The organism is Paraburkholderia sp. EB58, assembly GCF_050436665.1.
Lineage (GTDB): Bacteria > Pseudomonadota > Gammaproteobacteria > Burkholderiales > Burkholderiaceae > Paraburkholderia.
The window spans coordinates 80,097-92,089 of the sequence record NZ_JBNDMQ010000032.1; the positions used below are offsets into that span (position 1 = coordinate 80,097).

General features: G+C 56.2%; 9 protein-coding genes and 1 pseudogene. 1 reads left to right on the plus strand and 9 read right to left on the minus strand.

From position 1 onward, the window contains the following. Positions 1-192: 192 nt before the first annotated feature. Entirely contained in the window at positions 193-1,302 is a 1,110-nt protein-coding gene (locus P3T40_RS33985; RefSeq protein ID WP_429272095.1) for an acyltransferase family protein, read from the plus strand. A gap of 265 nt (positions 1,303-1,567) precedes the next feature. On the opposite strand, the pseudogene P3T40_RS33990 reads toward P3T40_RS33985, so the two are convergent. The 9 genes and pseudogenes from P3T40_RS33990 to P3T40_RS34030 form a co-directional block, all read right to left on the minus strand. Next, positions 1,568-1,982, minus strand: a pseudogene (locus P3T40_RS33990) (transposase domain-containing protein); the annotation flags it as partial. Between the two features lie 54 nt (positions 1,983-2,036). Further along, the gene (locus P3T40_RS33995; protein WP_429272096.1) at positions 2,037-2,639 is read right to left on the minus strand and encodes a putative colanic acid biosynthesis acetyltransferase; all 603 of its coding nucleotides are present in this window, start codon (positions 2,637-2,639) and stop codon (positions 2,037-2,039) included. After that, on the minus strand, positions 2,636-3,778 hold the full coding sequence (locus P3T40_RS34000; protein WP_429272097.1) for a glycosyltransferase family 4 protein: 1,143 nt from the start codon (positions 3,776-3,778) through the stop codon (positions 2,636-2,638). The genes P3T40_RS33995 and P3T40_RS34000 overlap by 4 nt, the downstream gene beginning before the upstream one ends. A gap of 42 nt (positions 3,779-3,820) precedes the next feature. Next, positions 3,821-5,071, minus strand: a complete 1,251-nt coding sequence (locus P3T40_RS34005; protein WP_429272098.1) for a hypothetical protein — start codon at positions 5,069-5,071, stop codon at positions 3,821-3,823. Continuing rightward, positions 5,068-6,207, minus strand: a complete 1,140-nt coding sequence (locus tag P3T40_RS34010; protein ID WP_429272099.1) for a glycosyltransferase family 4 protein — start codon at positions 6,205-6,207, stop codon at positions 5,068-5,070. The genes P3T40_RS34005 and P3T40_RS34010 overlap by 4 nt, the downstream gene beginning before the upstream one ends. Positions 6,208-6,219: 12 nt before the next feature. Beyond that, positions 6,220-7,668 carry an oligosaccharide flippase family protein gene (locus P3T40_RS34015; RefSeq protein WP_429272100.1) on the minus strand — a complete coding sequence of 483 codons (1,449 nt, stop codon included), beginning with the start codon at positions 7,666-7,668 and terminating at the stop codon, positions 6,220-6,222. Further along, positions 7,640-8,590, minus strand: coding sequence for a GDP-L-fucose synthase family protein (locus tag P3T40_RS34020; protein ID WP_429272101.1), 951 nt, complete (start codon positions 8,588-8,590; stop codon positions 7,640-7,642). The genes P3T40_RS34015 and P3T40_RS34020 overlap by 29 nt, the downstream gene beginning before the upstream one ends. A 5-nt stretch (positions 8,591-8,595) precedes the next feature. After that, positions 8,596-9,714: a GDP-mannose 4,6-dehydratase gene (gene gmd / locus P3T40_RS34025; protein WP_429272102.1), complete on the minus strand. Its 1,119-nt coding sequence runs from the start codon at positions 9,712-9,714 to the stop codon at positions 8,596-8,598. A 65-nt stretch (positions 9,715-9,779) separates the two neighbouring features. After that, positions 9,780-11,993, minus strand: a complete 2,214-nt coding sequence (locus P3T40_RS34030; RefSeq protein ID WP_429272103.1) for a polysaccharide biosynthesis tyrosine autokinase — start codon at positions 11,991-11,993, stop codon at positions 9,780-9,782.

The following is an 11,993-nucleotide window of genomic DNA, read 5'->3' on the forward strand; positions in this document are numbered from 1 at the left end:
TCATTTTGTACTGGGACTTTGCAGACGACTCGTTCGCGTACAGCTCATGTTACTCACGACCCGACGAAATGCCTAACGAAGGTGCGGCGGATAGAGACATAGTTTTTGTCCACCCCTACGCGATCTCCCTAACTAAGCTGCCAATCAGCGGCTCGCACCATCGGCCGACCATAGATTCCAAAGAAGCGGGAAATGAAAAAATCGCAAATCCAGTCATTCGAAGGCTTGCGCGGTGTCGCGGCGATCCTGGTCGTGCTCTATCACGTGACCAACCTTCACTTTCTCGCAATAGTCAAGGCCGGCTATCTGGCGGTAGATCTCTTTTTTGTCCTAAGCGGCTACGTCATGTGTGTCAGCTATGGAAGCCGCCTCTCAACTGCAAGCGAGTTTCGATCATTTATGCTAGCGAGATTCGCAAGACTCGCACCTCTATTATTTTTCTCTTACGCCACTTATTTTCTATTCGATAATATTTTTGCCGACGGCACGCATTTTATATCGCCATCTTTATTCGACGTCGCCGCCACGTTATCAATGACATTTGGGCTCGGGCTGCCACATATTAGAGTGTTCAATTTCGCGAGTTGGAGTATTAGCACCGAATTCTACACCTACGTCCTTTTCGGCATGCTCTGGATTCACATCCCAACACGATATCGAACAGCGTGTGCAACAGCACTAGTTGTCAGCACAGCCATTACGCTCTTCACGATAGACTACGCCATAAATCATTGCAGCTCAAATGGGAAAGCATGCTTGGATAACGTCGCGTCCGCAGGAGCGACTATTCGTTGCATTAGTGGATTTTTCTTAGGAGTCTCCGCTTTTTACTTTTCGAAGATTGACCTATTTACGGAATTACTTACGCGTCCGTTTGTCAGCACAGCAATAAGCGCAATTTCTGTTGTAATAATTTCAATCTCGACTACCCACGGGCTAGCTGCATTCCTATGCCCCGCCATATTTCTTTTACTGGTTATCGCTCTTAGTACTGACGTAGGGCCGGTTGCATATTTTCTTAAAACAAAATTACCCCAAACGCTCGGACGCCTATCTTATTCGCTGTATTTAATGCACATGCCCTTGTTGCTCATCTTTGGCAATAGGCTTGAGCGGTCCTCCGGTATTCTTTTCATCGATTGGCTTTCAGCTTTTTTGATATGCCTCGTATTGACGGCTGAAATTACCTTCCGTTTTATTGAAACACCCGGGAAAAAATTTATCCTCGATAAATTCTCCAATAGTAAAATTATCTCGAAAAATCAATCAAATGACACATTGAAAACAGATCACGCCTCATGATAACCACGCTGCAACAACTGCTATCGCACACGCTCCGTGAATCTCGTCAGCAGCGGCATCTAAAATGCCACCCCTCTCTGGAATTGCATTCAATGGCTGGCGAGCCGCCATAATGCGGTGACATTCCAGGTCACCGCACACTGCAAGCACCCGCAGTTTCGCCGAATGAAGGTAGCGGCTGGAAGTAACCGTCCAGCCACGACCGTTCTTGACCGCGTGTTGATATCGAAGAGTCGAAGGTAGCGCGTTGGACTCGGGCGAGGTCAAGGTGAAGTCTTTCGACGACGATCCAAGGCAACAGTTCGTCTACGCGATTGGCCGGGATGCTCGGCGATGCGAGCGATGACGTGGCGCAAGTAGGTCTCGGGATTAAGGCCGTTCGTTCTGACCGTACCGACTACGGTGTAGATTGACGCGCTGCGTTCGCCGCCGCTGTCAGAGCCGAAGTGCAGGAGCTCTTTTCGGCCGAGAGCGATGGCGCAAGGCGCGTTCAGGGCGATTATTGTCGATTTCGAAGGTACCTCCCTCTACATCACATACGGCGTCAGCGCAGCCCGCTGGTTAGGCGCGTAGTTAGTTGATTGCTTTAGCGGTATCGTCTCTCCATGACACTGTACTCAATGTCGGACGCAGCCAACTCTCAACACACCAAGTAGCGGACTAGCCTGTTTCGGCCGAATACTTGCCGATACCGCTCAATTTCGGCGCGTAGTCGATGCCACAGATCAGCATCCCTATGCGATTTCCCTACGCTTTATGGGGCGACACGGATGACCGAAGCAAACCATTCCGGCTGGCATGTCAGTGAATACGGTACTGCGCGCGCCGATCAGAGCGCCACGCTCGATCGTCACGCCCGGGGAAATAAAAACGTCGGCCGCCACCCATGCCTGTTCACCGATACGAATAGGCTTGCTGCGGATTGCAAAGTCGGCGCGAGCCGGATCATGATCTCCGCCGCACAGATAGGACCGCTGAGAAACAACCGCGTGCGCACCTATCTCGATCGGTCCAAGGCTGTAGAGCACCACGTCATCTCCGATCCAACTGTATTCCCCAAGCGTGACTTTCCATGGGTAGGTCACTACGACCGTCGGCCTAAGTAACACCCCCTTACCAACGCGTGCACCGAACGCGCGCAACAGGAAACGCCTCCAACCATACAAAAATTGAGGCGACGGACGAAATAACAAAGCTTGGCAAATCCACCACAACTGAACTAGCACGGCGTTGCGCCCCCGAAATCCGCTCGGTATGGAAAACCGGCGCAGATCTTGGAACGTGGGTTCGTTCGTCGTTTGCATAGCTTCTTGCTTCACGATGGGCTCGCAATTCATCGTTCAATTACCTTGTAGACGACCTCGGCTAACCTTTGGCCCAATGTCGGCGAATTGAGTCGCTGATATTTTGAAAAGGCACCAGTTGCCGTTTCACGTATCGCTTCTGGCGGCAACGCCCAGATTTCTCTAAGCGATGTAGCCAACGCCTCTACCCCCCCTTCCCGTGCGTAAAGAAACCCAGTTCGGCTCGTTTCTACATACTCGGGCTCTGGTCCCATGTGCAACGGCAACTGGTCGTGTACCAGCGGAGGCAAACTCAAACCGAACATGTGCACGACACTTAGACCGGCGGCTCCTGGGTAACAGCCGATGCGGCATGCTCGGCTTATCGTCGCGATCTCATCGTCATTAAAGACTGCGCCGTGCCAAATCAGGTGAGTGCGATGCGCGTAAGTTCGCTGGAGTCGGTCGCGATGTTCTCCACCGCCCACCAGATGCAGGACGATTGAGTAACCCTCGCGGCGCAATTTCTCTACGGCCTCGATAAGGCCTTCAACGTTCGAGCCCTCGCGAAGGCGTCCGAGAAACAACACTCCTTCCTCGGTGCCGGTTTTCTCCGACGGATCCACGGTTTGTGCGACCGTAAGCGAATTACTGGCTACGACCAGCTTCGAACCTGAGCAACCGATTCGCTCAAGCGAATGCCGGGAAGCCTCCGAGTAGCAAACATACTGAGTCGACAATGCGACCGCCGTCCGATAGCAAAGGGTTCGCGCCAAGCCGGATTTCACATGACGATAGAGCCCCTGACCATGGATCACAATCGGCACTCGCAACACCCGCCCGGCGACGAGCGCGAGCCATAACGACAGATACGTCACGTCGGCAAATATCAGGACTGCGGATGGCCGCTCGCGCACGATACGCCACAATACCTTCGTCTGGATTTTGATCCGCTTCGAAAGCAGATGAACAACGCCGGTCTCGATGAATTCCTCGCACTCCGGATTCTCTCGCGAAAAACCGCGAACCTCGACGCCATCCGAACTGGCGAATACCTTGACCTTGAAAAGACGGCCCAGCGCGTCGACAACCTCAACCCTGTATCGCGCAATCAATGGTTGCACATAGAAAACCGTGCGTTTCACCCCGGACCGGTTAGCGGTCTCCGTGCCAAGGCTGGTCTTCTCCGACATTAGTTTGTCAATCACAATGCACCCTTGCGACGCGCGACAGAATCAAGAGACAAGGCGCCGCTCCGAAGTGCCGCTTACGGTCTGAGCGGCGACGATGGCGTCAATGACGTTGCGCCCAAACGCTTGCGGCGTATGCGCTGCGGCAAACTCGAGCAACGACGTCGTACCGCGCATCGCAGCGACCGCTTCGATCAGACGCGGCCAATCGAACCGCACGCCAACACCATCCGACATAGCAAAGTCGGTCCATCGAATGCCAAGCCCATGCTTTTGTCGGTTTCGTTCAATCAAACCATAGCCGGCCGTGACCACCGGCACGCCGGCTTGGGCAGATTGAATCAGTACTCCACTCATGCCGCTAAAGTTCTCGTAACAAAGCCAGACAACGTCAGCGCATGCAAATGTATGCCCTTCCTCCACGTCGCCAACAAACTCGTCGACGATAACCAGTTGCCTCTCGAGCTGCGGATGACGCGAGAGAAATTCGCTAACCATGCGCTTCGCATCGGCGTTCTGCGCACCCACCAACAGCAACCGGAAATGCGCCGGCAGATCCGGCGCGCCAAACAAGGTCAGCAGCTTTGCAAGCCCTTTGCGCGGACTTAACGCGCCATATGACGCGACGACGAAATCGCCTGTTGAAAAACCATAGGCTGCACGTGCAGCGGTTCGCTCGCTAGGTCGCCGAATTGACGACACATCTGGAACGTAGCGAAACTTTCCGGCGCGGGTCGGAATCGACTGGAGCACATAGTCGGCCAGCGGTTCATCGATCGAAGTCAGCAGCCTAAGATTCCGCGCACGTAGCGCGAGACGGAACAACCACTCACTAATCCTATCGCGTTTGTCAGCTTCCCTGGTGATGCCGCATTTGCGGTGATGAAACGTCGCGGCAACCACCATGCCCCCGAAAGGTGAATCGCCAAACGGCGAACCGTACCAGCCTACTACCTTGTCAATGTAGTTGAAATAAGGCAGGTAAACGAAATCGATGGTCTGTCGCCGGGAGACCGCTCGATGACCCGCCTGGAACGCACGAATCGACGAAATTTGTGCACGAAGCAAGTCCAACTGGCTACTGCCTCCAGGTACTGAGTCAGGCATCAACACAACCTCCAGATCCTCGCCGAACTCGTTCACAACTGCCTTGCATGCTGGATGGTGGCTCGCCCTAGCACTGGTCAGGAGTATGACTTTCCACCCGCGAGACAGGGCCTCCGCCGCAATCAAGCGTACATATAGGATCATCCGGTGACCAGTGGCTTCCGGTTCGACGATCATCAGCGTAGTCATATCGCGCCCCGACGTGCGTCCCCGTTGAATTCGTCTTCGGCCAAAATCTGCCGGAACAAATCAAAATAGCGCTCACCCACCCGTTCGACAGAAAACGCGCCCAGGTCTCGCTCGTAACGCCGTCTATTTCCGATAAATTTCTCCACCGCCAAGGCATAGTGCGAGCTATCGGTTGAGACGACGCTGATCACGCCGGCAAAGCGCACTATCGCGGTGAATGCATCGATTTCTGACACCACCATCGGAATGCCACTTGCTAGCGCCTCGATCATCGCAACACTGTGTGCCTCGCGTACCGATGGCATCAAATAGATATCCGCCGCAGATAACAGCGCGGGTACATCAGAACGGCTGCCGAGCCAAACAACATGCCGAGAGAGCTCAAGCGCGGCTATCTGCTCGACGACCGTCTGCCGATACGCGTCGTCTTCCGTCAACCCGGCAAACCACAGCACGGCATCGTGTCCGGCATCCACAAGTTTCTTGAGTGCAAGCACACTAGAGGCCTGATTCTTGACCGGGACGACACGCCCCACCTGCAGCAAAACGGTCGTTTGGTCCTCAACGCCGAACGACGCGCGTAACCGATGCCCCGCCAGCATGTCGAAGCGAAATCGATCGATTTGTGTCCCATTCGGAATCGTCTCAAGGCGTCGCCCGTCGCCGAAGCGCGCTTCGTAGTTCTGGCGCGCCGCATTGTTGACCGTGACAATAGCCGCTGCGGTAAAGCGCAGCAGGTATTCCGAAAGGCGAAGTGCCACGCTCGAGTAGTCGTCGTTGGTTGCGGAGTGCAACACGCTGACGATCGGGACATGTGTGCCCGACAGCCGTGCCGCGACACGTGCGTACGCGGACGGAATTACAGAGTGCGCTACCACGATATCAGGCGCGAAGTCCCTGTACGCGCGCATTATTGACAGCATGCGCCCAACGCGACCTCCCGCATGCGCTGGGCCCATGTATTGGACACCGTGCTGCGCGAGTGACTCCAACAACGGCACAAAATCTGGCTCGCTCGGATTCAAAGCCGCAATGCCGCAAGTCGCACCTCCTGCGGCATGTGTTTCCGCCAGACCACACGCGAGGATCTCCGCGCCGGAATGTCTCGGTGTCAAGACGATATGAAGAATATGCATTGGGTCGCCTCCTCAAGTCGTCAACGAAAAACCAGCCCGCAGTCTCTGTAGCGGTAACACCAGTGCCAAGGCACTCACGAGCCCTAGTCCTACGGCGTGGTACGGAAGCGGCGACAACAACTGGCCGAGGATCACAATCAAAGCGGCGGCGGGTATGCCCACCGTCGCAATCGGCAGTAGTTGCCGCACCTGATCATGCGCGTCCGAAAGAACGTCGCGTAGCATTAGCGCGGCGCAGACAAACACCGAAGTCATTGCAGAAAATGCGACTCCTATAGCCCCAATCCTCGGAACAAGAACTGCGGACATAGCCAGTAAAACCCCTAATTGCACTACAGTGGCACGCGTTACCCGGCTTGGCCTTCCAGTACCACGCAAGTATGCAGTCAGCAGCCCAACCAGTACGCCGGCCGCCATCAGATAGACGAAAACCCGGAAGAACGGCACCGCTCCGCTCCATTGGTCGCCAAGCGCCAACCGGATAATGTCGTGCGCAGCCACACAAAGAAACGTCGCGACTACCAGCGCAATGGTCCCCAAATGACTAAACAGAGACATCGCATACCGTACGGCGCGGTTCTTATCCTGCCTCGCGACTTCAGAGAAATTCGGAAACAGATACTGGCTTAGCGCGATACCGCAATCGGCCACACCAAATTGCGCGAGACGACTCGCCGTTTGGTATAACCCAAACGTCAAGACTCCGAAGCTCTTGACAATGATGATCCGGTCTAACTGATTGACAATCACCGTCAACAAGCTGTTCATCCAAACCCACCGGCCGTACTCCATAATCTCGCCAAGCGGCTTGGTGTCGAAGATCAATCGAGGCCTTGTCGAGAACACGATATGCGACGCAATGGCCCTCATGAACTCCGACAGTGGAAGCGCAGCAAGTACCCAGACTACGTCACGATGCGTATAGGCTGCGACGGCTGATACCAAAAAATCAACCATAACGAAAGTAGTCGTCAACAACGCAACGGTTCGAAAACGCCGTTGGCGCTGTGCGATCACCACGCGCACACTGACCATGCTTCGGGCGAACGGCACTAGCGCAACCATCTGCAAAACAGTCGTGCCCTCCGGAATGCTCATCAAGTGCGCAATCGGTCTTGCGGCAGCGTACAGCGCAACCGTGAGCAACAAGCCCCGCACCGCCGTCGCGGTCCACAACGCGTCCAAGCCGCGCTGATCCAGCATCTCACGCCGCTGGATCAGCGCATGACTCATTCCCATCTCGGTCAGCGACTCCGCAATCGACAGAGCCATCAGGCAAGCCGCAATCAAGCCGATCGAATGCGGCCCCAACAGCCGCGCGAGCAGGAAAAATTTGAACGCCACCAGCAAGCGCGCCACGGCCTGTTGTGCAAAGACCCAAGTCGCGCTGCTTTCGTCAAGTCGTATCATCTGTTTTTCTATCGGTATGCGACTAGATTCGCTCGACGACTTTCGATTCATAGCGTCGCAAGAAGTCCTGGTAGGTCGCAGCCAGTCCATCTTTAAGACTGATCCTCGCGCGCCAACCCAGGTCTGCAAGCTTGCTAACGTCAAGCAGCTTTTGGGGCGTGCCGTCCGGCTTGCTGGCATCAAATTCAATGCGGCCATCGAACCCGACTGCGAGCATCGCAGCGCGGGCGAGTTCCTCGATCGTGACATCCTCACCACAACCGACGTTGTACAAGCCCGCCCCAATGCCACGCTCAAGCAGAAACACCGCCGCGTCGGCCATATCGTCGATATGCAGGAACTCGCGGCGTGCCCGGCCCGTACCCCAAACCACGAGACTGTCGGCACCGCCGACTTTCGCTTCATGAGCTTTGCGTAGCAGCGCCGGCAACACGTGGCTCGTCTTCAGGTCATAATTGTCGTTCGGTCCATAGAGGTTGGTAGGCATCAACGACACGTATTGCGTGCCGTACTGGCGATTGAAGGCCTCGCATAGTTTGATGCCGGCAATCTTTGCTATGGCGTACGGCTCGTTGGTTTTCTCCAGCGGACCCGTCAGCAGATAATCTTCCTTGATAGGCTGCGGACAGTCGCGTGGGTAAATGCATGACGAGCCAAGGAACAACAGCCGTTGAACACCTGCTCGAAACGCCGCATGAATCACATTGGCTTCGATGATCAGGTTCTGATACAAGAAGTCTGCCGGGTAGGTGTCGTTAGCCAGGATACCCCCGACCTTCGCGGCGGCCAACACGACTACATCAATCGCCTCGTCGCGGAAGAACGACTCCACGGCAGCCTGGTTGGTCAAATCGAGTTCGGAACGGCTACGCGTCACCAGGTTGTGATAGCCGCGAGCAGTAAGCCCGCGCACCAAAGCCGAGCCAGCCATTCCGCGATGACCTGCGACAAAGATTCGAGCGCTCTTGTGCATGATGATTACTCGTTGTACTCGAATACCTTAAAGCCGGCCAGCGTCACCAAGGCATCCCGCTTGGCCACCTGATAGTCAGCCCGCACCATCTCCTTGACCAACGCCTCAAACGACGTAACCGGTTTCCAGCCAAGTTTCTCGTGCGCCTTGGTCGGATCGCCTAGCAGAGTTTCGACTTCGGTCGGCCGGAAGTAGCGCGGATCGACACGCACGATCACACTGCCAGGCGTCAGCTTCGCTTCGGTGCCTTCGACCTTCTCGACGATACCCACCTCGTCGACGCCCTCGCCCTCAAAACGTATGGTGACGCCCAATTCGGCAGCCGCATATTGAACGAACTGACGGACGCTGTACTGCACCCCGGTCGCGATCACGAAGTCTTCAGGCTGCTCCTGCTGCAGCATCAGCCATTGCATCTCGACGTAGTCCCGAGCGTGCCCCCAATCCCGCAGCGCGGACAGGTTACCCAGGTGTAGGCAGTCCTGCAGACCCGTTGCGATACGCGCAATCGCCCGCGTGATTTTGCGAGTCACGAAGGTTTCGCCACGTACGGGCGATTCGTGGTTGAACAGAATACCGTTGCATGCGTAGATGCCGTACGCCTCGCGGTAGTTGACCGTGATCCAGTACGCGTAAAGCTTGGCCACAGCATAGGGGCTGCGAGGATAGAAAGGGGTTGTTTCCTTTTGCGGGGTCTCCTGGACCAACCCGTAAAGTTCCGATGTCGACGCCTGGTAGAAGCGCGTCTTTTTCTCTAAGCCGAGAATGCGGATCGCCTCAAGGATCCGCAGTGCACCCATTCCGTCCGCGTTAGCCGTATATTCCGGTTCCTCAAACGAAACCGCGACGTGGCTTTGAGCAGCGAGGTTGTAGATCTCGTCCGGTTGCACGCGCTGGATAATGCGCGTGAGGCTCGTCGAATCCGTCAGGTCGCCATGGTGTAGTACGAAACGACCATCTGAGGCGTGCGGGTCCTGGTACAAGTGATCGATACGATCGGTATTGAACAACGAAGCGCGTCGCTTGATGCCGTGCACTTCATATCCCTTGTTCAACAGAAGCTCCGCAAGGTACGAGCCATCCTGACCTGTCACGCCGGTAATCAAGGCAACTTTTCGATTCATGTTTGATGCTCCTCAGTATCGTTGCGCCGTGTTCGTCCGTGCGCCATTCCGTGGTGTTGTCGTAATTAATCGGGAGTGCTCTCGTAGCCGTAATAGCCGGAGTAATACGTTCCATATCCGACACGCCGTTGTGGGACATCGGTGAACAGCACGCCTTTCAGCGTTACGCCGCCATTGCGCAAACGGTTGGCGGATTCCAGAATCTCCGCCATAGGATGTCGGCCGTGCCGAACTACCAGCAAGGTCGCGCCTGCATGCCTGCCGATTAGCGCCGCGTCCGTGACCGCCAATACCGGCGGAGTGTCGACGATGACGATGTCATAGCGGCTCGAGAAGTAATCGAGCATGGTCTTGAATCGCTCGCTCATTAGCAGTTCAGCAGGATTCGGCGGCAATGAGCCCTTCGGTAGCACATCCAAGCCCGGCAGCACGTCGTGCAAAACGGCACTTTCGATGTCCAGTCCCGCGATGGCGTCCGACAGCCCCGGCTGTCTCGACACGCCGAAATAGCTGTGGAGGGCGCCACGCCGCATATCGGCGTCAATCAGCATCACGCGCTTGCCACCGCTCGCGAGCACCGCGGCAAGGTTCACGGACATGAACGACTTGCCGACTTCCGGACGCGGGCCAGTGATTACGAGCACATTGTTCGAGACGTCGAGCAACCCGAACTGCAGCGCAGTGCGCAAGCTGCGAATCCCTTCGATCGCCACGTCTTGCGACGCTGTCGACGCTAGCACGTGATGTCCCCCGCGGCCGCGCCGGATGCTCTGATTCAGGCGAACCTGCGCTTCGCTGTGCGGCACCGTCGCGTACACCGGCAACCCGAGTGCCTGTTCAATTTCTTCACTGTGTTCGATCCCACCAAATAGCGCCTTCTTCACGAATGCCGCTGCCGTTCCTGCAATCAATCCCAGCACGGCCGCCAGCGCGATCACGATGAGCCGCTTCGGTTTCACCGGCAAATCTTCTGCGACGGCATAGTCGACCACACGGACATTGCCCACCTCGCCGGCTTTGACGATGCGTAACTGCTGCGCGCTGTCCAGCAAGTTCGTATACAACTCGGTATCGACACGGACATCTCGCAACAGCCGCAAGGCAGACTGCTCCGTGTCCGGCAAGGTCATGACGTGTTTGTTAAACTCGTCCTGCTGCGCCTGCAGCGATGCAATCTGCGCGGTTAGAGCGACTACCGCCGGGTGTGACTCGGCAAAGCGTTGCGTCATCTCGATACGCTGTTGCTGCAAATCGACAAGCTTGGTTTTGTTGTCGACGATCTGTTGCAGCAGCAAACGGCTTTCCTCGGTCAGGTCAACGGTACCTGCACGGTTGCGGAATTCGTTGTAGCGATCCTCCGCCTCGTCGAGCTGCTTGCGCAATTGCGGTAATTGTTGATCCAGAAAAGCGAGCGTGTGCTCCGCTTCGGCGGACTTACGGTCGATGTTCTGCTGGACGTAGGCGCCCGCAATGGTGTTGAGGATCTCCGCGGTACGGTTGCTGTCTGCACCGTCAAGCGTCACGCCAATTACCCCGGATTGCTTGGTCTTTTCCGCGATGACAAGTGCATCCTGCAACTGGGCGATGGTGGCGAGGGTCGACGCACGCTTCAAAATGAACTGCGTGCCCGGCCGAGCCTCAAGTCGCGCCACTTGCAATTCGACCTTACCTTTTGGTTCTTCACCATCGGCTCTCTGGCCAACATGGCCCCGAAGAACGACATCACCATCGGGATCCAACAGCTCGAATTGCTCGTCGCCGCGCGCCACCAGCCTGTACTCAGCGTCGTACCTTCCCCTCGGCACATCGAAATCCGAGACGTCGATCGTCTCGCCGCCCCACGCGAAACGGCTCAAGCCGAACAACGGCGCCGCCGGTTTGTCCGCGCCGGCATGGCGTGCCAGCATCGCTCCAATCATCGGAAAATAACGCGGCCTCGCACTGATATCGAGGTGCAGCGTACGCACTGTCTGACCTACGACAAGACGCGAGCGGATCAACTCGATTTCAGCGTCAGCGGTCTGCTTGGTATCGAATATCGAAGCCAGGTCACCCAGCGCGTCCTTGGTTGAGTCGGCGTTATCCTCAACCTGGATCATTGCGTCTGCGCGGTAGACCGGCGTCGCGAGAAATGCGTAGAGCGTCCCGAGCAGCAACACGGTCGCGGCAGTCGCCAGGATCAGCTTCCAACTCTCCGCGACGACCGCAAGGTAGTCGGAAAGGTGGATTTCATCGCCATTGGGCGTATCGATGATTCGGTTTTGATTTAAGGATGCCAT

Excerpts from the sequence above, each read along its gene's own strand:
- gmd (WP_429272102.1), bottom strand. The coding sequence starts at position 9,714 with ATGAATCGAAAAGTTGCCTTGATTACCGGCGTGACAGGTCAGGATGGC.
- P3T40_RS34000 (WP_429272097.1), bottom strand. The coding sequence starts at position 3,778 with ATGTCGGAGAAGACCAGCCTTGGCACGGAGACCGCTAACCGGTCCGGG.
- P3T40_RS34015 (WP_429272100.1), bottom strand. The coding sequence starts at position 7,668 with ATGAATCGAAAGTCGTCGAGCGAATCTAGTCGCATACCGATAGAAAAA.
- P3T40_RS34010 (WP_429272099.1), bottom strand. The coding sequence starts at position 6,207 with ATGCATATTCTTCATATCGTCTTGACACCGAGACATTCCGGCGCGGAG.
- P3T40_RS34030 (WP_429272103.1), bottom strand. The coding sequence starts at position 11,993 with ATGGCATCCTTAAATCAAAACCGAATCATCGATACGCCCAATGGCGAT.
- P3T40_RS34005 (WP_429272098.1), bottom strand. The coding sequence starts at position 5,071 with ATGACTACGCTGATGATCGTCGAACCGGAAGCCACTGGTCACCGGATG.
- P3T40_RS34020 (WP_429272101.1), bottom strand. The coding sequence starts at position 8,590 with ATGCACAAGAGCGCTCGAATCTTTGTCGCAGGTCATCGCGGAATGGCT.
- P3T40_RS33995 (WP_429272096.1), bottom strand. The coding sequence starts at position 2,639 with ATGAATTGCGAGCCCATCGTGAAGCAAGAAGCTATGCAAACGACGAAC.
- P3T40_RS33985 (WP_429272095.1), top strand. The coding sequence starts at position 193 with ATGAAAAAATCGCAAATCCAGTCATTCGAAGGCTTGCGCGGTGTCGCG.